The organism is Litorilinea aerophila, assembly GCF_006569185.2.
GTDB classification, from domain to species: Bacteria; Chloroflexota; Anaerolineae; order Caldilineales; family Caldilineaceae; genus Litorilinea; species Litorilinea aerophila.
The window spans coordinates 52,960-73,404 of the sequence record NZ_VIGC02000031.1 but is presented as its reverse complement, the minus strand read 5'-3'; the positions used below and the strand labels follow the sequence as shown (position 1 = coordinate 73,404).

Below are 20,445 nucleotides of genomic sequence, written 5' to 3'. Positions count from 1 at the left end.
CTACCTAGGAGATAACCAGACACAGGTTGGCCTGCTGTTCTGCTGATGGTTATTCAGTTTTCAATGTGCGTCACGATGTGCTGATGGTTTCATCGCTAAAACCGTCACGATGTGCTGATGTACGACACCTACCACCTATCCTCCCCGCCCCTCTCACCCGATTGGGTCTGCCCTGCCCCTGGGGTATAATGGCTGCCGGTACAGCGTCAACCATCCATCATCACCCAACCAATCACAGAAAGGATGCACCATGCCCAAGTTGACAGTGGAAGGCTTTGGCACCTTTGAGGTCCCCATGGGCAAGCGCCTGGTCCTGGCGCTGGAAGATGAAGCCGGCGTCGACCAGCTCCACGCCTGCGGCGGCAACTGCCGCTGCACCACCTGCCGGGTGGAATTTATCGAAGGCGAGCCCGAGAAGATGACCGTGGCCGAAAAAGAGAAGCTGGCCGAGCGCGGCCTCACCGGCGTCCGCCTTTCCTGCCAGATCCTCTGTGAACAGGACATGACCGTCCGGGCCATCAGCCGCCTGGAGGGCAGCGGCCGCCCTGACCCCGGCCCCCGCCCCGAGCCCGACATCCACCCCGAACCCGTCTGGACCACCCGGTAACGGGAAAGAGGAATGGGAAAGAGGCGACCCGGTAAACAAACTGGCCGGTGGCAATTGCCACCGGCCAGTGTTCATGTTGTCCGGCCCTCAACGGCTGTTCACCATCCACGCCGAGAACCCTTCCAGAAAGGCCCGGAAGCCCGGCAGATGTTGGGGCGGGAAGTTGTACTTCTCCACCGCCCGGGCCAGCACCCGGTCGAAACAGGCCAGCCATTCCTGCCGGGCCGCCTCGTCGATGACGAAGGGCATGTGGCGGGCCCGCATCCGGGGCGGGCCGTAGCGCTGATGGTAGAGGGGCGGTCCGCCCAACAGGCCTACGAAAAAGGCGGCCGACTTGCGGGACGCGGCCACCATGTCCTCTGGGAACATGGCACGAATGGACGACTGCTCCAGCTCCCGGTAAAAATCCTCCAACATGGCAAAGATGTTTTCTTCCCCCATGAGCCCGTAGATCTCCCGGCTGGGGGCCGGGATCTGGCCCGGCTGCATGGGGGGCACGTAGATTTCTCGCTCCATGGGACCTTTCCGTGTACTTGCTCCGTGTACTTGCAATGAATTTACGACTGGGCCGTCGCTTGCCCCTGGCGGAACTGGGTTTCGTACAGGTGGGCGTAGAGGCCGCCCCGGGCCAGCAGCTCCCGGTGGGTGCCCTGCTCCACCAGCCGCCCCTGGTCCAGCACCAGGATGATGTCTGCAGCCAGGATGGTGGAGAGCCTGTGGGCGATGACCAGGCTGGTGCGCCCCTGGAAGAGGGGCTCCAACGCCGCCTGGATCAGGGCCTCGCTCTGGGAATCCAGGTGGGAGGTGGCCTCGTCCAGCACCAGGATGCGGGGATCCTTCAAGATCACCCGGGCGATGGCCAGTCGCTGCTTTTCGCCGCCGCTCAGCCGGTAGCCCCGTTCCCCCACCACCGTGTCGTAGCCCTCCGGCAGGGAGACGATCAGGTCGTGGATGTGGGCGGCCCGGCAGGCCCGCTCCAGGTCAGCCTGGGTGGCGTCCGGCCGGGCGTAGAGCAGGTTGGCCCGGATGGTGTCGTGGAAGAGGTAAGTCTCCTGGGTGACCATGCCGATCTGGGCGGCCAGGGACTCCAGCGTCCCATCCCGCAGGTCCCGGCCGTCCAGGGTGATGCGGCCCCGGGTGGGGTCATAGAGCCGGGGTAGGAGATAGGTGATGGTGGTCTTGCCCGCGCCGCTGGGGCCCACCAGCGCGGCCAGCTGGCCCGGGCGAATTTCGAAGGAGACGTCCTCCAGGGCCCAGGGACGGGTGGGGACCGGCGCGATGGGCGCGCCGTCGTCGCTGCTTTGGGCCGAACCAGCCGCCAGGTCCGCCCCATTTCCCGGGCCGTGGAGCCCATTCTGCCCGTTCTGCATGGGATGGACTCGCGGGTATTGAAACCAGACATGTTCGAAGGCCACGTGGCCCGCCACCTGGCGGAAGGGCCGGGCGCCGGGCCGTTCGGTGATCTCCAGGGGCATGTCCAGGTATTCGAAGACCCGCTCGAAGCTCACCATGGACTGGGCAAATTCTACCTGGACGTTGGTCAGCGCGGAGATGGGCCCGTAGAGCCGGAAGAGGTAGGCCACGAAGGCCACGATGGTGCCCACGCTGATGGATCCGCTGAGCACCAGATGGCCGCCCACCCAGTAGATGAGGGCCGCGCCGATGGAGCCGGCGATGCCCATGCCCATGAAGAAGAGCTGGCCGATCTGGGCCCGGCGCACGCCGATCTCCCGCACCGCGGCATTGGTCTTGCTGAAACGCTCCCGCTCCCGGGCCTGGCTGCCGAAGGTCTTGACCAGCAGCGCGCCGTTGATGGAGAGGGTCTCGCTGACGATGTTGCTCATCTCCGCGTTGTGTTCCATGGCCTGGCGTCGGATGCGACGCAGGGTGCGGGCTACCCGTTTGGCCGGCAGCAGGAAGAGGGGCAACACCGCCACCGAGAGCAGCGCCAGCCGCCACTCGATGGTCGCCATCACCGCCAGGGTGGAGACCAGGGTCACCGTGTTGGTGACGATGTTGGGGATGGTCCCGGTGATGGCGTTCTGGGCGCCCACCACGTCGTTGTTGAAGCGGGAGACGATCTCGCCGGCTTTGGTGTGGGTGAAGAAGCGCAGGGACATCTGCTGCAGATGTTCGTACATCTGCTGGCGCAGGTCGTAGATGATGCCTTCGCCGGCCCGGGCGCTGTAGTAGCGCTGCACCACGCCGATCAGCCCCGTGAGCACCGGGATGCCCAGCATGCCGGCGGCCAGCCAGTTGAGGCGGGCCACGTTGCGGTTGGGCAACACGTTGTCGATCAGGTCCCGGTACAGCAGGGGCGGGATCAGCTCCAGCAGGGAGATGCTGACAATGGTCACCAGGACGATGAGCACGGACCGGGCGTGGGGGCGCGCGTAGGCGAAAATCCGTTTCAGCAAGGCCCGATCCACCCGCGGCCGGGGTTTCGATTCGTCGTAGGCAATGTAGCGCCACCAGCTGTGGTGGTACATGGGTTCCTCCCGGTGCTGCTAAGGTGTATACGCCTGAACTATCAGGTGTGTCGGGTCGACGCCTGTTTCCAGACTATAGCATAACCTGCCTGAATTCCGTACTGATAAAAGGCGCGGTTTTACCTGCCCTTTCGGCCAGGCACCTGGGGAGAGCCAGCTACCGAAAGGGCGCATCGATTCCAAAGGCAATCAACCAGAAGGATGAGGAAGCGATGAAGATCACCCAAATTGCCGTATCGGTCTTCTCTGTGCCGGGCAACACGGGACCGTTTGACCTGGTGGAAGAGGAGCAGGGGGCGCGGCGTCGATGGCGGCGCCGGGGGCTGGGCAGCAGTGAGGAGCTGCTGCACGTGATGCATGTTTTCACCGACGAGGGGGTGGAAGGGGTCTGCACAGTGGGCGATGCCCGCTACCTGACCTTGCGGAAGGAAGATCTGGGGGCGCTACGCACCCTAACCGTGGGCGCCAATCCGTTCGACCGGGAGCGGCTCAACAGCAAGCTGCATGCAGCCACCCGGGGCCTCTTCACCCGCACGGGCTGGTACGGCGCCTTCGACAACTGCCTGTGGGACATTGCCGGCAAAGTGGCGAACCTGCCCGTCTATGCCCTGCTCGGTCGGGCCCGGGAACGCTGTCCCGCCTATTTCAATTATCGGGGCGCCAGCCTGGAAGCGTGTGTCGAGGACGCCCTGGCCGCGGTGGGGATGGGCTTTCCCGCGCTCAAGGATCACTTCACCGGCACGGCCCGGGAGAACATCGCCTGGTTCCAGGCGGTTCGCCAGGCCGTGGGGCCGGCAATCGACCTCCTGCACGACGCGGCCCTCTGCACCTATTCGTGGACGGAAGCCCTCCAGGTGGGCCGGGCTCTACAGGAGCTGGACTACGGCTGGTTCGAAGAGCCCCTGCCGGATCGGGATCAGCGCCACCTGCAGCGCCTCTGCGCGGCCCTGGACATCCCCGTTGTGGCGGGCGAGACGCTGATGCACGACCGGGAGCTGAGCGCCCTCTGGCTCATCTGCGGCGCTACCGACTCCCTGCGCGCCAACGCCCGCCACGGCACCACCGCCGTGCTCAAACTGGCCCACCTGGCAGAGCTCCACAACACCCGCATCGAGCTCAACGGCCCCGGCGGCCTCTTCGGCCTGATCCATGCCCACCTCTGCTGCGCCATCTCCAACACCAGCTACTACGAATACTTCCCGGGCGGCAGCCGGGATGAACTGGGCTGGGAGATCGGGCTGTTGAACCCGCCCCTGCCGGTGCAGGGATACATCGCCCCGCCCCCTGGCCCCGGCTGGGGCGCCGTGTGGGACTGGGACTACTTCACCCGGGTGCGGGTAGCCTACCTGACCTGACGGGCTGCCCCTCATGGACCATGTTCTTGCCGCCAGGCGTAGGGCCCCCGATACAGCGCGGGCCTGTCGGCCACGGGCGGCCCGGCGCCGATTTCACATGGGCAGACGTCCTGGGCTTGGGGCTCGTAGATGAGCCGGACGGCTACCCCATTTGTTGGATTGACGAAGTGGATGCACAGGGCAGCCGGTCCGGCGACCTCATCCGCCGCCAGTCCGGTAGCCGAAGGCTGGTGGCGTTCCACCTGGGTAGGCAGGCCCAGGCTATCTCCGCCGGCAAAGTGACGGCAGAGTTGAGGCCAGTCCTGTTGGAGCCGGTGGATGAACTGGACGCCCGCTTCGGCCCAGGCATCCACCGTGGCGTGGAGCTGCCGGGCCCGGTCTGGGTGGCGCCGGAGGATGGCCCGCACGGCTTCGGGGCGATTCAACTGCTGGAGCAGCAGGCCGACTGCCTTGCCCGTGCGCTCACTTTCCTGCACCAGGATGGCCCGCACCCGGGGCAGCAGGTGGATGGGCAACAGCCGCCAGTACAGCTCCATGAGGTGGGCCGGGTCGAAGGGGCAGGTGGGCTGGCCGTAGATGAGGGGCTGAATACCTACCAACAGCTGGCCATAGCCCCGCACCAGGATCGGCTCCGCCAGCCGGAGTATGGGTACGGATGATTGCACGAAGGCGGGTTCCAGAGGATTGACAGGCGTGTCCATGGTTTTCCAGGGTGAAAGGGATATTCCCGTTGGTTGTGTTGGCCGGAGGCCATCCAGCCGTGCCCCTGCCCGGGGGTGGCGATGGGAGGAGCCTGGATGGGTGGAAAGCATGATGGGCATCTCCTGTGACTGGGCGGCGAGTGGATGAACGGTCATCGGGTGACTGCCAGGGTGGGACACGCCGACGTCCCACAGGCCGGGGGAGGGCTGGTCAGTCCAAAGCCAGTGTAGCGTCCTTTTCGCCGAGGCGCTGTGCCCGGCGAGACAGATCCTGTGTGTACTGGCGCACAGGCCGGCGTTTTTGTATTTGGGCCGATCCCGGCGTGGACAGGATGGCCACGTTTGTTGTATAATTCACAACCCAACCAGCTTGCAGATTTCCGAAAGCCGAACCAGGCAGGAACTTCGACCCAGAACACGCGCAACGACCGCGCACCCTTTGGTCCAGCGACGGGCCGACCTAACCCACAACACCCGTTTGGCGTCCATATCCCGGCAGAATTACGGCAGAAATGGAGCCGCGTCCCAGAGGGGGCGCGTGACCCGTAGCAGGCCGGAATTGCTGCCGGGCCTGATGACAGTTTGCCGGTACAGCAATCTTCTCCTCTCCGCCCTGGCGGGTGACAGCCATTCCCTCCACTGAAATTGTGGCCGAGATGACCCTGTGGCCGGTGCCACGGCATGGCAGGGAGGAGTCTCCAGGTGGGATTCGCTGTTGAGACCGACACTGCCCAAACCCAGCGTCCCAGATTGGGGACCCTGCCTGCCTGTTCGCGCGCGTTGTGTGTTTCGGTTGTGAAATCTGTGGTTTCTGCAGGGGCGCAAGGATGTCACGCAAGGATGCGTGACCTACGTATCACGCACGTATCACCACACACCACGAATCCATGGGGCTATTTCCCTCGGGCCTGTGGACGAAAGCAAAGTATCGGGTGAATGGACCGAGTCATTGAGTCATTGTCCAGCTGTTTCATGCATATCCATTTCTAAAGGAGATTGGGAGTGAACGAGGGTTCGCAACAGGTCGGCCTTTCCGGAGTCAACGGGCTGCCGGCCAAACAAGGGCTGTATGACCCCCGCTTCGAACACGACGCCTGCGGCGTCGGCTTCGTGGTCAACATCAAAGGCCACAAGTCCCACACCATCATCCGCCAGGCGTTGACCGTCCTGCTCAACCTGGATCACCGGGGCGCCTGTGGCGCGGAGGAGAACACCGGCGACGGCGCCGGCATCCTCTTCCAGATCCCCGACCGCTTCTTCCGCCAGGTCTGCCCGCCCCTGGGCATCGAGCTGCCGGCGGCTGGCGCCTACGGGGTCGGCATGCTCTTCCTGCCCCAGGAAGAGGACGCCCGCCGCCGCTGCGAACGGATCGTGGAGGAGATCGTGGTCGAGGAGGGGCAACGGCTGCTGGGCTGGCGCACGGTGCCCACCCAGGGCGAGGGGCTGGGCAAGGCCGCCCGGCTGCGGGAACCCTTCGTGCGTCAGCTCTTCATCGGCCGCAACGACGCCGCCCTGCCCAAGACCGACGGGCTGGCCTTCGAGCGCAAGCTCTATGTCATCCGCAAACGGGCCGAGCACGCGGTTCGCGCCGCGCGGGAGGCCCAGGGCATCCAGGCCCTGGGTGACCTCTTCTACTTCGCCAGCCTCTCCAGCCGCACCATCGTCTACAAAGGGATGCTGCGCTGTGCCCAGGTGGCGACCTTCTACCCGGACCTGCAGGACGAGCGCATCGAGTCGGCCCTGGCCCTGGTCCACTCCCGCTTCAGCACCAACACCTTCCCCAGTTGGGAACGGGCCCACCCCTACCGCTACCTGATCCACAACGGGGAAATCAACACCCTGCGGGGCAACGTCAACTGGATGACCGCCCGGGAGTCCCAGCTCCAGTCGCCCCTCTGGGGGGACGACCTGCCCAAGATCCTGCCCATCATCGACCAGACGGGCAGCGATTCGGCCATGTTCGACAACTGCCTGGAGTTCCTGGCCCTCTCCGGCCGCTCCCTGCCCCACGTCATGATGATGATGATCCCCGAGCCGTGGGCCAACCATGAAAGCATGAGCCCGGAGAAGCGGGCCTTCTACGAGTACCACAGCACCATGATGGAGCCCTGGGACGGCCCCGCCTCCATCGCCTTTACCGACGGCACCATGGTGGGCGCCGTCCTGGACCGCAACGGCCTGCGCCCCTCCCGCTACTACGTGACCAAGGACGACCTGGTCATCATGGCCTCCGAAGTGGGCGTGTTGGACGTGCCGCCGGAGCGGGTGTTGGAAAAGCGGCGCCTGGAGCCGGGGCGCATGTTCCTGGTGGATACCGCCCAGGGGCGCATCATCGCCGACGACGAGCTCAAGCACACCATGGCCACCGAGCGCCCCTACCGCCAGTGGCTGGACCAGCACCTGCTGGAAGCCGATGACCTGCCCCCCGCGCCGGAGGTGCCGGCCTGTGAGCCCGAGACCCTGACCCAGCGCCAGCAGGCCTTCGGCTACACCTTCGAGCAGCTGCGCATGTTGGTGGCGCCCATGGCCCGGGACGGCGTGGAAGCGGTGGGCGCCATGGGCAACGACGCGCCCCATGCCGTCCTCTCGGACCAGCCCCAGCTCCTCTACAGCTACTTCCGGCAGCTCTTCGCCCAGGTGACCAACCCGCCCATCGACGCCATCCGCGAGGAGCTGGTCACGGCGACGGATGTGCTCATGGGCACCCAGCTCAACCTGCTGGAGGCGCGGCCGGAGCACTGCCGCCAGATTCGCCTGAAGACGCCCATCCTCACCAACGAAGATCTGGCCAAGATTCGCCTGCTGGACCGGCCGGGCTTCAAGGCTCAGACCCTGCCTATCCTCTTCGACCTGGAGGCGGGCAGTGTCGGCCTGGAGCAGGCCCTGGAGGATCTCTTCGCCCAGGCCGACGCGGCCATCGCCCAGGGGGTCAACATCCTCATCCTCTCGGATCGGGGCATCGACCGCCGCCGTGCCGCCATTCCGGCCCTGCTGGCCACGGCCGGCCTGCACCACCACCTGATCCGCAACGGCAAGCGCACCCAGGTCTCCCTGCTGGTGGAGTCGGGCGAGCCCCGGGAGGTCCACCACTTCGCCGTGCTCATCGGCTATGGCGCCACCGCCGTCAACCCGTACCTGGCCTTCGAATCCCTGGAGAAGATGATCCAGGAAGGCCTCCTCACTGGCGTGGACTACGACGAGGCCGTCTACCGCTACTGCAAGGCCGCGGTGAAGGGCGTGGTCAAGGTCATCTCCAAGATGGGGATCTCCACCATCCAGAGCTACTGCGGCGCCCAGATCTTCGAGGCCTTGGGCCTGAAGCAGTCCTTCGTGGACAAATATTTCACCTGGACGCCCACCCGCATCGAGGGCATCGGCCTGGAGGAGGTCTACGAAGAAGTGGCCCGTCGCCATCGCAGGGCCTTCCCCGAGCGGCCGGCCGATGGCCAGGTCCTGCCCGCGGGTGGGGAGTACCAGTGGCGGGCCGACGGCGAGCGCCACCTCTTCAATCCCCAGACCATCCACTACCTGCAGCGGGCCTGCCGCACCGGCGACTACCAGCTCTTCAAGCGTTACTCCGCCCTGGTGGACGACCAGACCCGGGAGGCGTGCACCCTGCGGGGATTGCTGGAGTTCAAGCTGGACAACGACCCCATCCCCCTGGAAGAGGTGGAGCCGGTGGAGTCCATCGTCCGGCGCTTCAAGACTGGCGCCATGTCCTATGGCTCCATCAGCAAGGAAGCCCACGAAGCCCTGGCCATCGCCATGAACCGCATCGGCGGCAAGAGCAACACCGGCGAGGGCGGTGAAGATCCCAGCCGCTACGTGCCGGATCCCAACGGCGATTCCCGCAACAGCGCCATCAAGCAGGTGGCTTCCGGGCGCTTCGGCGTGACCAGCGAATATCTGGTCAACGCCAAAGAATTGCAGATCAAGATGGCCCAGGGAGCCAAGCCTGGCGAGGGCGGCCAGCTGCCCGGCCGCAAGGTCTATCCCTGGATCGCCAAGGTGCGCCACTCCACACCCGGCGTGGGCCTCATCTCGCCGCCCCCGCACCACGACATTTACTCCATCGAGGATCTGGCCGAGCTGATCCACGATCTCAAGAATGCCAACCACCACGCCCGCATCAACGTCAAGCTGGTCTCGGAAGTGGGCGTGGGCACCATCGCCGCCGGCGTCGCCAAGGGACACGCGGATGTCATCCTCATCAGCGGCCACGACGGCGGCACCGGCGCTTCCCCCCAGACCAGCATCAAGTACGCCGGCCTGCCCTGGGAGCTGGGCGTGGCCGAAACCCACCAGACCCTGGTGCTCAACGACCTGCGCAGCCGGGTGGTCATCGAGACCGACGGCCAGCTCAAGACGGGGCGGGACCTGGCCATCGCCGCGCTCCTGGGCGCGGAGGAGTACGGCTTCGCCACCAGCCCGCTGGTGGCCCTGGGCTGCATCATGATGCGGGTCTGCCACCTGGACACCTGCCCCGTGGGCGTGGCCACCCAGAACCCCGAGCTGCGCAAGAAGTTCACGGGCGATCCCCAGCACGTGGTGAACTTCATGTACTTCATCGCCCAGGAGATGCGGGAGTGGATGGCCAAACTGGGCTTCCGCACCGTGGATGAGATGATCGGCCGGGTGGACAAGCTGGAGCCCCGCAAGGCCATCGACCACTGGAAGGCCCGGGGGCTGGACTTCTCCAACATCCTCTACGCGCCGGACGTGCCGCCCACGGTGGGCCGCTACTGCCAGATCCCCCAGAACCACGGCCTGGACCAGGCGCTGGATAATACGCTCCTGTTGGAGCTCTGCAAGCCAGCGCTGGAGGAGGGCAAGCGGGTGGCGGCCACGGTGCCCATCCGCAACACCAACCGGGTGGTGGGCACCATCCTGGGCAGCGAGATTACCCGACGCTACGGGGCCAACGGCCTGCCCGACGACACCATCGAGCTCCACTTCCAGGGCTCTGCCGGCCAGAGCTTCGGCGCCTTCATTCCCCGGGGGCTGACCCTGGAGCTGGAGGGAGACGCCAACGATTACTTCGGCAAGGGGCTCTCCGGCGGCAAGATCATCGCCTATCCGCCCCGGGAATCCACCTTCAAGGCCGAGGAGAACATCATCATCGGCAACGTGGCCTTCTACGGCGCCACCAGCGGCGAAGCCTATGTGCGGGGCCTGGCCGGCGAGCGCTTCTGCGTGCGCAACAGCGGCGTCCACGCGGTGGTCGAAGGCGTGGGCGATCACGGCTGTGAGTATATGACCGGTGGCCGGGTGGTGGTCCTGGGCCGTACCGGCCGCAACTTTGCCGCCGGCATGTCGGGCGGCATCGCCTACGTCCTGGACGAGGATGGCACCTTCGCCCGCCGCTGCAACCGGGAGATGGTGGATCTGGAGGCAGTGGAGGACGCCGACGAGATGGCCGAGCTGGAGGCCATGATCCGGCGGCACATGGAATACACCGACAGCCCCGTGGCCAAGCGGGTCCTGGCCCAATGGCCGGACGTGGTGCGGCAGTTCGTCAAGGTCATGCCCCGGGATTACAAGCGCATGTTGGAAGCCTTCGCCCGGGTGGAGGCCGAGGGCCTCAGCGGTGACGAAGCGGCCATGGCGGCGTTTGAGCTCAACAAGAACGACACCGCCCGGGTCAGCGGCAACTAATTTCCAGACAGGGAGAATCAATCCTCATGGGTAAACCAACTGGATTCCTGGAATATCAGCGGGAGACCGATCCCGAGCGGGATCCCCTGGAGCGTATCAACGATTGGGAAGAGTTTCACCTGCACCTGTCCGACGAGAAACTGCGGACCCAAGGGGCCCGCTGCATGGACTGTGGCATTCCTTTCTGCCATACGGGCATCCTGCTCAACGGCATGGCGTCCGGCTGCCCCATCAACAACCTCATCCCCGAGTGGAACGACCTGGTCTACCGGGGGCGCTGGCGGGAGGCCCTGGATCGCCTGCACAAGACCAACAACTTCCCCGAGTTCACCGGGCGGGTCTGCCCCGCGCCCTGTGAAGGGGCGTGCACCCTGGGCCTCATCGACCCGCCGGTGACCATCAAGAATATCGAGCGGGCCATCGTGGACCGGGGCTTCGCCGAGGGCTGGATCGTGCCCCGCCCGCCAGCCGTGCGCACGGGCAAGAAGGTGGCGGTGGTGGGTTCGGGGCCCTCGGGCCTGGCCTGCGCCGCGCAGCTCAACTCCGTGGGCCACAGCGTCACCGTCTTCGAGCGGGCCGACCGCATCGGCGGGCTGCTCATGTACGGCATCCCCAACATGAAGCTGGACAAGCGCATCGTCCAGCGCCGGGTGGATCTGCTGGCCGCGGAGGGGGTGAAGTTCGTCACCAACTGTGAGATCGGCAAGGATATCCCTGCCGACCGCCTACGGGAGGAATTCGACGCCATCGTCCTCTGCACCGGCGCCACCAAGCCCCGGGATCTGCCCATCGAGGGGCGGAACCTCAAGGGCATTCACTTTGCCATGGAGTTCCTGGCCGCCAACACCCGCCACCTGTTGAACAACCGCAACGGCGGCACCCACAACGGCCACGGCGAGGAGTTCATCTCTGCCTTCGGCAAGGATGTCATCGTCATCGGCGGCGGCGACACGGGCACCGACTGCGTGGGCACTGCCCTGCGCCACAAATGCCGCAGCCTGCACCAGTTCGAGATCCTGCCCAAGCCGCCCATGGCCCGCACCCCGGACAACCCCTGGCCCGAATGGCCCCGGGTCTTCCGGGTGGACTACGGTCAGGAGGAGGCCAAGGCCCGCTTCGGCCGGGATCCCCGCACCTACCTGATCAGCACCAAGCGCTTCGTGGGCGATGAGCACGGCCACGTCAAGGAGCTGCACACGGTCCAGATCGAGTGGGAGAAGGACGCCAACGGCCGCTTCGTCATGAAAGAAGTGCCGGGCAGCGAGCAGGTCTGGCCGGCGCAGCTGGTGTTGCTGGCCATGGGCTTCCTGGGGCCGGAGGATGCGGCCATCGAGCAGTTGGGGCTGGCCCGGGACGCCCGCTCCAACATCCAGGCGGAGCACGGCAAATATCACACCAGCGTCGAAGGGGTCTTCGCGGCGGGGGACTGCCGCCGGGGCCAGAGCCTGGTGGTGTGGGCCATCAACGAGGGGCGGGGCGCCGCGCGGGAGTGTGACCGCTGGCTCATGGGCGAGACGACCCTGCCCTGACGGGTTGGGGAAGGCCATTCGACCGGATCCGGCCTCTTTTCGATCTTCCCGCGGCTCTGTTAGAATAATATCGATTGTCTGACCAAGAGGTATCGTAGCTCCGGTTTCCATACGTGACCGCTTGTCCGGTATGGAAACTGGACCTACGATACCATGGGCGCCACCGTGTAGGACAATCGGTATAACAGACACAATCCAGTCATGCCGGGCGTTTCTTGACCGGCTGAACGACGGGCCGAGGGGCAGGCTCCCCGCTTGCATGTCCCCGGCCCTTTGCCCTCTATCCTTCGTCTTTCGTCTTTGAGGGTTCCAATTCGGGGGTTCCAAGGAGGTCGCCATGAAAGCTGCGGTCCTTTACGCGCCCCACACGCCGCTCCGGATCGAAGAGTTCGATCTGCCCGACGTGGGGCCGGATCAAGTGCGTGTGCGTCTGGTGGCCAGCGGTGTCTGCCACTCGGACTGGCATGTGGTGAAGGGGGAATGGCCCCACATTCCGGTGCCCACCATCCTGGGGCACGAGGGGGCCGGCGTGGTGGAAGAAGTCGGGGCAGAGGTCCGGGGTCTGCAGGTGGGCGACCACGTGGTCCTCTCGTGGAAGCGCAACTGCGGCACCTGCGAGATGTGCCAGCGGGGCTATCCCAACCTCTGTGACGCCCCGGCCGACACGCGCGGGTTGCCCCGGTTTCCGGGCAACGGGCAGACCATGAACAAGATGGCCGGTCTGGGCACCTTCAGCACGGAGACCATCGTCCCTGCCGATGTGGCCATTCCCATCCCCAAGGAGGTGCCCCTGCGCCAGGCCGCGCTGGTGGGCTGTGGCGTCATGACCGGTGTGGGCGCGGTGATCAACACCGCACAGGTCCAGCCGGGCACCTCGGTGGCCGTCTTCGGCTGTGGCGGTGTGGGCCTCAACTGCATCCAGGCTGCGGCCATGGTGGGGGCGGGCCCCATCGTCGCCGTGGACCTGCGGGACAACAAGCTGGAGATGGCCCGATCCTTTGGCGCCACCCACACGGTCAACGCCGGCCGGGAAGATCCTGTGGCCCGCATCCAGGCCATCACCGGCGGCGGGGCCCACTACGCCTTCGAGGCCATTGGCCTCACCGGAGAACCCTTCCTCCAGGCCATCCAGTGTACCCGGAAACGGGGCGTCACCGTCTTTGTGGGCCACGCGCCGGAGAACACGCCGGTGCAGATGGATGCCCGCCTGCTGATGCCGGAGAAGATGGTCATCGCCTCCATGTACGGCACTGCCCGCCCCCGGGTGGACTTCCCCCGGCTCATCGGCCTCTACCAGGCGGGGCGGCTCAAGCTGGACGAACTGGTCAGCCGGGTCTATCCGCTGGAGCAGGTCAACGAGGCCTTCGATGCCCTGGCCCGGGGCGAGGTGGCCCGCAGCGTGCTGGATTTGACATAATCGGTTTCGGTGCAGAAACCACAGATTTCACAGATGAATACACAACATGGGCCACCATCATGACGCGGAGTCGGCATCCTCAGATGCCGACCCAGGTCTGCAAAGGTGGGGTCTTGATTTAATCAGGGAGAACCATGGGGATCAAACAATCCATCTGCTACCCGCTTTTCAAGCCGGCGGAGATGAGCCTGGCGGAGCTGGTTCAGGCTGCGGCGGAGATCGGCTACGCGGCCATCGAGCTCTGGGCGCGGCCAGACAACTTCGAGGAGATCGTGGCCCTGGCCCGGGACCATGGCCTGGCGGTGGCCAGCATGAGCGGCCACGGCACCCTGGGCGACGGCCTCAACAAGCGCAGCAACCACGACCGTATCGAGGCCGAGCTGCGGGAGTCCATCGACGTGGCCGCCCGCTACGGCATCCCCGGCATCATCTGCTTCAGCGGCAACCGCCAGCCCCACATGACCGAGCTGGAAGCCATCGAGGCCGTGGCCGACGGCCTGCGCCGGGTGGCCCCCTACGCCGAGGAGAAGGGCGTCAACCTCAACCTGGAGCTGCTCAACAGCAAGGTCGACCACCCCGGCTACCAGTGTGACCACACCGCGTGGGGCGTGGCAGTCTGCGAGCGGGTGAACAGCCCCCGGGTCAAGCTGCTGTACGACATCTACCACATGCAGATCATGGAAGGGGACGTGATCCGCACCATCCGGGAGAACATCCGCTGGATCGGCCACTTCCACACCGCGGGGGTACCCGGCCGCAACGACCTGGACGACAGCCAGGAGCTCAACTACAGGGCCATCTGCCGGGCCATCGCCGCCACCGGCTACGACCTCTACGTGGGCCACGAATTCCGGCCCAAGGGCGATCCCATCCAGGCCCTGCGCCAGACCTTCGCCCTCTGTGACCAGCAGGCGTGATGGGAAACGGCCTGTTCTGGGCCCGTAGGGACAGGGCTTGCCCTGTCCGGCGTGGACTTTTTTCAGCCACCAAGATTACAGCCACTAAGATAGATGAGGAAACGAACCATGAAGCGAGCCATGATAACCTGGGGCGGCTGGGAAGGCCACGAGCCCCAGATCTGCGCCGAGATTTTCGCCGCCGTGCTGCGCAACGAGGGGTACGAGGTGGAGGTCTACGACACCCTGGACATCTACCTCAACACCGAGAAGATGCGCAGCTACGACCTCATCACCCCCATCTGGACCATGAGCACCATCACCCGGGAGCAGGAGGAAGGGCTGCTCAACACCATCAAGGCGGGCACCGGCCTGGCCGGCTGGCATGGAGGGATGGCCGATTCCTTCCGCCAGAACGTCAACTACCAGTGGATGGTGGGTGGCCAGTGGGTGGCTCATCCCGGCAACATCATCGACTACGAGGTGAACATCGTCAAGCACGATGACCCCATCGTGGCCGGCCTCAAGGACTTCAAGATGCATTCGGAGCAGTATTACATGCACGTGGATCCGTCCAACGAGGTGCTGGCCACCACCACCTTCAGCGGCGAGTATGCGCCCTGGATCGAGGGCACAGTGATGCCGGTGGTCTGGAAGCGCCGGTGGGGCCAGGGTCGGGTCTTCTACTGCTCCCTGGGCCACGTGGCCAAAGACTTCGACGTGCCCGAGGCCAAGGAGATTGTCCGCCGGGGCATGCTTTGGGCAACCCGACAGTAGACCAGGTTGAGACCACTTGGATATGGCGTTGATCCAGGGGGGTGTCTTCTGGCTGTCACTGGCTGTGGTGGCAGTGACCATTGTGGGCGTCGCGGTGGGGCGTTTCCCCCTGCTGCGCATGAACCGGGCCACCATCGCCCTCACCGGCGCTGCCCTCCTCATCCTGCTGGGAGCCATCCCCCTGGAGGAGGCCTATGCGGCCCTGGATCTGGACACCCTCACCCTCCTCTTCGCGATGATGATCCTCAACGCCAACCTGCGGCGGGCCGGCTTCTTCCACCTGGTCGGCCGCTGGGTGGTCCAGCGGGCCCACTCGCCCCGCCAGCTTCTCGCCTTCATCATTCTTTCCTCGGGCGTGCTCTCTGCCGTCTTCCTCAACGACACCATCGTCCTGACCTTCACGCCTCTGGTGCTGGAGATCTGCCGGACCCTGAAGCAACGTCCCATCCCCTACCTGATCGCCCTGGTCACCGCGGCCAACATCGGCTCTGCCGGCACCATCACCGGCAATCCCCAGAACATGATCATCGGCGTGGCATCTGGGATGCCGTTCCTGCGCTTTACGGGCTACCTGGGGCCGGTGGCTCTGATGGGCCTGGTCCTGATCTGGATCGTGTTGCTGGGGCTCTACCGCCGAGAGCTGGCCGTGGACCGCTTCGACGGCGTGCCGCCCCCGTCGGTGCAGGCTGAGCCGCGCCTCCTGCGCAAGAGCCTGGTGGCCACCGGTCTCATGGTGCTGGCGTTCCTGGCCGGCATGCCCATTCCCCAGGCGGCTCTGGGGGCCGCCGCGCTGCTCCTCATCAGCCGCCGGGTGGATCCGGAGCGGGTCTTTGCCGAGGTGGACTGGTCGCTGCTGGTCTTCTTCGCCGGCCTCTTCATCGTGACCGGTTCTCTGGAGACCCTGGGCGTGAGCGGGCAGCTTTTCGCCCTCATGCAGCCCGTAGCCGAGCGGGGCATCGTCTCCTTGAGCCTGGTGGCTGTGGTTTTGAGCAACCTCATCTCCAACGTGCCCGCGGTGCTGCTCTTTCGGCCCTTTGTCCCCCACTTCCCCGATCCCACCCAGGCCTGGCTGACCCTGGCCATGGCCACCACCTTCGCCGGCAATCTGACCCTGTTGGGCTCGGTGGCCAACCTCATCGTGGCCGAGATCGCCCGCCGTCGCGGGGTGGAGATGGGCTTCGGCGAGTACCTGCGGGCCGGCGTGCCCATTACGCTGCTCAGCCTGGCCCTGGGGATCGCATGGTTGTTGTGGGTGTTATAGTGGTTGACATAGTACGATAGCCGGCGCGATAATGCATGCAGGAGTGACGCACTTCTTTCCCCCAGTTGTTTTCCCCAGGGAAGGAGAACCCAGATGCCAGCCTATATTACCCTGATCAACTGGACGGAGCAGGGCCTGCGCACCGTCAAGGAGACCCTCAACCGCGCCAAAGCTGCGGAAGAAGCGCTCCAGGCTGTGGGCGGCCGCAAAATCGGGGTCTGGTGGACTCAGGGCCCCTACGACGCCGTGTTCATCTTCGAGGCGCCGGACGAAGAGGTGGCGACCCGGCTGCTGCTGGCCACAGGGATGCAGGGCAACACCCGCACCCTGACCATGCGTTGCTTTAGCGAAGAGGAAATGGCTCGCATCATCCAGGGCTTGCCGTGAAGCCGAGAGTTCCTCCGTGTTCATTCCATCGCCCTGGGCACGCCGGATGCCCAGGGCCATTTTTTTAGTTGCATCTGACTCATTCTCCAAGAAGAATTCAGTAGGGAAGGGGATCTTTATCTTCTTCTTTTCTCCATGGACAGATTCCCATGAGCAGAAGTTGAACAGGAATTGAATAATAAATGGTCTGGCACATGGGGGCTCGTTCCTGTATAAATAAAATCGGGTTGCCCCGGGTGGGGCTGAAGCCCGCCCGACTCCACCAACGCGGGCAAGCCCTGGCAGTATGCCAACAGGATGACCCGTCTAGCTGATCTCAAGCTTTCACTAGGCAGAATGAGGAGATTCGCAAGAGGTTACCGCAGCCGCTGTCAGGTGAAGCGGTGGTGGCCCCCTTTTTTGCGGCAGCTGGGGCACGGTGGCCATGAGGCCCTGTACTGCCGAGATCCTGCCTTCTCCTTCAGCGCCTTTGCCATCTGGACCGACCCCGACGCCGATGCGGCCAACATTGGTTGGGACGCAGGAGCTGTAGGAAGCGCCGCGGCCCGACGCCTCCCGCGCCGTATATGTGAAGGAGCTGATGAACGAAGGGAAGAAACAAACGCATTCGGCGGCCTATAGATCGTTCTATGACCGACTGGCAGCCTTCTAGCCACGCTATGATCCGATGAACCTGTTCCGGCTTTACCCGGGCATTCCACCGGGCTGAGAAGGGATGGTTCAGCGATGGGAAATGGAAGCGTATCGGTAATTTAGAAGGAGGGAGAAGAATATCATGAAAGATGAGATCCGGACTGATAACTTTGTGACAGACTCCAGAGAGATTCGATTGACCTTTCACCGGGAATTCGCAAGGCTCCTGGCCCAGGCCGCGGTCGAGCATATGGCTGCCAGGGGGGCCATGGCGGGCGGGCAGGCCGGTGGCAAAGGGGGTGGTGTTCAGGTGGGACCGGGCGTCCAGGCAGGTCCCGGGGTGCAGGTGGGCCCCCTCGTTCAGGTTGGCCCCCTGGTTCAGACCGGCGGCTCTCCAGTCACGGTCGAAGAAATCGCATCCCCGCGCATTGTCCTGCAGTGCGGCGCACCGCCTGCCCGAACGACCTTTGAAGCGATGGTCGAGGAAACGGAGTCGTTTGCCTTTACACCGGGTTCCAGGCGTGAACGGGCAGCCTGCGCCCGGTTGAAAGCCGTCGCTGAGGCAAGGGCGACGGAGATCGTTCTCCAGGAGGCCAAAAATCACGCGGCACGACATCGATGTCAGGGAGAGTGCGCCAATGGAGAACCCTGTAACGGCACGCCCCAGGTGACCATCGGCAGTCCGGAGGTCATGTCTGAGTGTGATCCCCTGGATGAAGGTTACCTCTGGGATACGTTGACGGCCAGAGCCACGGCCTCCTGCACAGTGACGGTGGAATGCAAATGCCACTGAGCGCAGCCTGACGGACCTCACCAGCCTGCCACCCGCTCCAATCCTGCCTTCCCCTACCCCTGAATCCCTTCGCCCCGGTGATGGGGGTCCAACAGATCCTGTACCGCGTCCCCCAGCAGGTTGACGCTCAATACCAGCCCGGCCAGGGCCAGGCCGGGGTAGAGTACTGTCCAGGGCGCCAGCTCCATGAAGGCCCGGGCCTCGCTCAGCATGGAGCCCAGGGAGGGGGTAGGGGGCACCGCGCCCAGGCCCAGGAAGCTGAGGGCCGCTTCCACGATGACTGCACTGGAGAGGCTGAGGGCCATCTGCACCACGATGGGCGTCAGGATGTTGGGCAGCACATGGCGGAAGAGGATGCGGGGGCTGCTGCCCCCAATGGCCACGGCCGCGGTGACGAACTCCTGCTCCTTGACGCTCAGGGTGGGCGCACGGGCCACCCGCGCGAAGATAGGCGTGTAGATGATGCCAATGGCCACGATCACGCTGGGCAGCCCCGCCCCCATCACCGCAGCCAGGGCGATGGCCAGCAACAGGGAGGGGAAGGCGAAGATGGTGTCCATGACCCGCATGATCAGGTAGTCCACGCCACGACCGAAGTAGCCGGCCACCATCCCCAGAGCACTGCCCACCAGGGTTGCCACGGCCACGGCGAGAATGCCTACGCTGAAGGAAACCCGAAGGCCATAGACAATCCGGCTCAGGATGTCTCGCCCATAGCGGTCCGAGCCCAGGGGGAATTCGGGGCCAGGGGGAGCCATGGCTGCCGGTGTCATGGCCAGGGGGTCGTGGGGCGCGAACCAGCCCGGTACCAGGGCCATAGCGGCCAGCAGGAGAAAGATGGCCCCGCCGGCCAGACCGATGCGATTGCGCTGTACCAGGTAGCGGAGGAATGCTTTCATCAGATTGCCGTCACTGTTCCAGGCGGATGCGTGGGTCGATGAGGCTGTAGGCCAGGTCGGTGAGCAGGTTCACCAGGACGAAGGCCACCGCTATGAAGAGGACGGTCCCCTGGACGGTGGGGTAATCCCGCTGGTAGATGGCGTTGAGGGCCAGGCGGCCGATCCCCGGCAGGGAGAAGATTTCCTCCACGATGACCGTGCCGCCCAACAGGTAGCCCACGTGGATCCCCAAAAGGGTGATCACCGGGATCAAGCCGTTGCGCAGGGCGTGGACCAGTAGAACCCGTCTTTCGTGTAGACCTTTGCTGCGGGCCACCCGGATGTACTCCTGGTGCAACGTCTCGGCCAGGGAGGCCCGGGTGATGCGCATGAGGGAGGCACTCAGGGCCAGGGCCAGGGTTAGCGAGGGCAGGAAGATGGAGCGCAGGTTGGCCCCCAGCCCTTCTGACAGGGGAACGTAGCCTGTGGTTGGAAAGCGATTGGGCAGGTAGAGGGAAACGGCCAAGATCAGCAGGGTGCCCAGCAGGAAGTTAGGGACCGACAGGCCCGCCAGCGCCAACACCCTGGCCACCAGGTCCAGGGCGCCGTTGGGGCGAACGGCCGATAGTACCCCCAGGGGGATGGCCAGGGCCAGGGCCATGAGCAGGGCCAGGGCCGACACCTCCAGGGTCACCGGCAGACGGCCTATGATCTCTGCCAGCACGGGCTTCCCCGTGCGCAGGGAGGTACCCAGGTCTCCCCGGGCCAGGTTGCCCAGCCAGTAGAGGTATTGGACCGGCAGGGGCCTGTCCAGCCCATAGGCCTGTACCAGGCGGGCCCGCTGCTCCTCTGTGATGTCGGTACCAATGCCCACCAGCACATCCACGAAGCTGCCCGGGATCAGGTGCATGATTCCGAAGACGACGACGGAGATGCCCAGCAGAGTGGGCAGGAAGATGATGAGCAGGCGGCGCAGCAGGTAGTGCCACATGACAACCGATTCCTTAGGCGACGATGGCAGCGATGGGAATCACGGCGGCTGAGAAGACCCAAATGTGTGGCCCCAG

General features: G+C 65.1%; 14 protein-coding genes. 9 read left to right on the top strand and 5 right to left on the bottom strand.

Annotated features, from left to right (window positions below; all coding sequences use genetic code 11):
* Positions 1 to 250 precede the first annotated feature (250 nt).
* The gene (locus tag FKZ61_RS19545; protein ID WP_141611824.1) at positions 251 to 607 is read left to right on the top strand and encodes a 2Fe-2S iron-sulfur cluster-binding protein; all 357 of its coding nucleotides are present in this window, start codon (positions 251 to 253) and stop codon (positions 605 to 607) included.
* 87 nt (positions 608 to 694) lie between these two features.
* On the opposite strand, the gene FKZ61_RS19540 is transcribed toward FKZ61_RS19545, so the two are convergent.
* Both FKZ61_RS19540 and FKZ61_RS19535 read right to left on the bottom strand, forming a co-directional pair.
* The gene (locus FKZ61_RS19540; protein ID WP_141611823.1) at positions 695 to 1,123 is read right to left on the bottom strand and encodes a globin domain-containing protein; all 429 of its coding nucleotides are present in this window, start codon (positions 1,121 to 1,123) and stop codon (positions 695 to 697) included.
* A gap of 41 nt (positions 1,124 to 1,164) precedes the next feature.
* A complete protein-coding gene (locus FKZ61_RS19535; RefSeq protein ID WP_141611822.1) occupies positions 1,165 to 3,096 on the bottom strand; it encodes an ABC transporter ATP-binding protein in 1,932 nt (643 codons plus the stop codon).
* Between the two features lie 212 nt (positions 3,097 to 3,308).
* On the opposite strand from FKZ61_RS19535, the gene FKZ61_RS19530 reads away from it, so the two are divergent.
* Positions 3,309 to 4,451, top strand: coding sequence for an enolase C-terminal domain-like protein (locus FKZ61_RS19530; protein ID WP_141611821.1), 1,143 nt, complete (start codon positions 3,309 to 3,311; stop codon positions 4,449 to 4,451).
* A gap of 11 nt (positions 4,452 to 4,462) precedes the next feature.
* On the opposite strand, the gene FKZ61_RS19525 is transcribed toward FKZ61_RS19530, so the two are convergent.
* Positions 4,463 to 5,116: a hypothetical protein gene (locus FKZ61_RS19525; protein ID WP_141611820.1), complete on the bottom strand. Its 654-nt coding sequence runs from the start codon at positions 5,114 to 5,116 to the stop codon at positions 4,463 to 4,465.
* Between the two features lie 1,038 nt (positions 5,117 to 6,154).
* Here FKZ61_RS19525 and gltB point away from each other — a divergent pair.
* From gltB to FKZ61_RS19490, 7 genes are all read left to right on the top strand, one after another.
* Positions 6,155 to 10,807, top strand: coding sequence for a glutamate synthase large subunit (gltB, locus tag FKZ61_RS19520; protein ID WP_141611819.1), 4,653 nt, complete (start codon positions 6,155 to 6,157; stop codon positions 10,805 to 10,807).
* Between the two features lie 26 nt (positions 10,808 to 10,833).
* Positions 10,834 to 12,336, top strand: coding sequence for a glutamate synthase subunit beta (locus FKZ61_RS19515; protein ID WP_141611818.1), 1,503 nt, complete (start codon positions 10,834 to 10,836; stop codon positions 12,334 to 12,336).
* A 337-nt stretch (positions 12,337 to 12,673) separates the two neighbouring features.
* Positions 12,674 to 13,753, top strand: coding sequence for a Zn-dependent alcohol dehydrogenase (locus tag FKZ61_RS19510; RefSeq protein ID WP_141611817.1), 1,080 nt, complete (start codon positions 12,674 to 12,676; stop codon positions 13,751 to 13,753).
* A gap of 134 nt (positions 13,754 to 13,887) precedes the next feature.
* The gene (locus tag FKZ61_RS19505) at positions 13,888 to 14,670 is read left to right on the top strand and encodes a hydroxypyruvate isomerase family protein (protein ID WP_141611816.1); all 783 of its coding nucleotides are present in this window, start codon (positions 13,888 to 13,890) and stop codon (positions 14,668 to 14,670) included.
* A 108-nt stretch (positions 14,671 to 14,778) separates the two neighbouring features.
* On the top strand, positions 14,779 to 15,426 hold the full coding sequence (locus FKZ61_RS19500) for a ThuA domain-containing protein (protein ID WP_141611815.1): 648 nt from the start codon (positions 14,779 to 14,781) through the stop codon (positions 15,424 to 15,426).
* A 22-nt stretch (positions 15,427 to 15,448) separates the two neighbouring features.
* Complete coding sequence (locus tag FKZ61_RS19495; RefSeq protein ID WP_141611829.1) at positions 15,449 to 16,687, top strand: anion transporter; 1,239 nt, start codon at positions 15,449 to 15,451, stop codon at positions 16,685 to 16,687.
* Positions 16,688 to 16,780: 93 nt separating this feature from the next.
* Positions 16,781 to 17,074, top strand: a complete 294-nt coding sequence (locus FKZ61_RS19490; protein WP_141611814.1) for a GYD domain-containing protein — start codon at positions 16,781 to 16,783, stop codon at positions 17,072 to 17,074.
* Positions 17,075 to 18,553: 1,479 nt separating this feature from the next.
* Here FKZ61_RS19490 and FKZ61_RS19485 read toward each other — a convergent pair.
* Positions 18,554 to 19,399 (bottom strand): ABC transporter permease, encoded by an 846-nt coding sequence (locus tag FKZ61_RS19485; RefSeq protein ID WP_141611813.1) that lies wholly within the window; start codon positions 19,397 to 19,399, stop codon positions 18,554 to 18,556.
* A 10-nt stretch (positions 19,400 to 19,409) separates the two neighbouring features.
* Positions 19,410 to 20,369: an ABC transporter permease gene (locus tag FKZ61_RS24100; protein ID WP_141611812.1), complete on the bottom strand. Its 960-nt coding sequence runs from the start codon at positions 20,367 to 20,369 to the stop codon at positions 19,410 to 19,412.
* Positions 20,370 to 20,445: the final 76 nt, after the last annotated feature.

Bases quoted from the DNA above. Each gene is read 5' to 3' on its own strand.
- FKZ61_RS19510 (WP_141611817.1), top strand. From the start codon at position 12,674: ATGAAAGCTGCGGTCCTTTACGCGCCCCACACGCCGCTCCGGATCGAA.
- FKZ61_RS24100 (WP_141611812.1), bottom strand. From the start codon at position 20,369: ATGTGGCACTACCTGCTGCGCCGCCTGCTCATCATCTTCCTGCCCACT.
- FKZ61_RS19540 (WP_141611823.1), bottom strand. From the start codon at position 1,123: ATGGAGCGAGAAATCTACGTGCCCCCCATGCAGCCGGGCCAGATCCCG.
- FKZ61_RS19505 (WP_141611816.1), top strand. From the start codon at position 13,888: ATGGGGATCAAACAATCCATCTGCTACCCGCTTTTCAAGCCGGCGGAG.
- FKZ61_RS19495 (WP_141611829.1), top strand. From the start codon at position 15,449: ATGGCGTTGATCCAGGGGGGTGTCTTCTGGCTGTCACTGGCTGTGGTG.
- FKZ61_RS19515 (WP_141611818.1), top strand. From the start codon at position 10,834: ATGGGTAAACCAACTGGATTCCTGGAATATCAGCGGGAGACCGATCCC.
- FKZ61_RS19485 (WP_141611813.1), bottom strand. From the start codon at position 19,399: ATGAAAGCATTCCTCCGCTACCTGGTACAGCGCAATCGCATCGGTCTG.
- FKZ61_RS19500 (WP_141611815.1), top strand. From the start codon at position 14,779: ATGAAGCGAGCCATGATAACCTGGGGCGGCTGGGAAGGCCACGAGCCC.
- FKZ61_RS19530 (WP_141611821.1), top strand. From the start codon at position 3,309: ATGAAGATCACCCAAATTGCCGTATCGGTCTTCTCTGTGCCGGGCAAC.
- FKZ61_RS19490 (WP_141611814.1), top strand. From the start codon at position 16,781: ATGCCAGCCTATATTACCCTGATCAACTGGACGGAGCAGGGCCTGCGC.
- FKZ61_RS19535 (WP_141611822.1), bottom strand. From the start codon at position 3,096: ATGTACCACCACAGCTGGTGGCGCTACATTGCCTACGACGAATCGAAA.
- FKZ61_RS19545 (WP_141611824.1), top strand. From the start codon at position 251: ATGCCCAAGTTGACAGTGGAAGGCTTTGGCACCTTTGAGGTCCCCATG.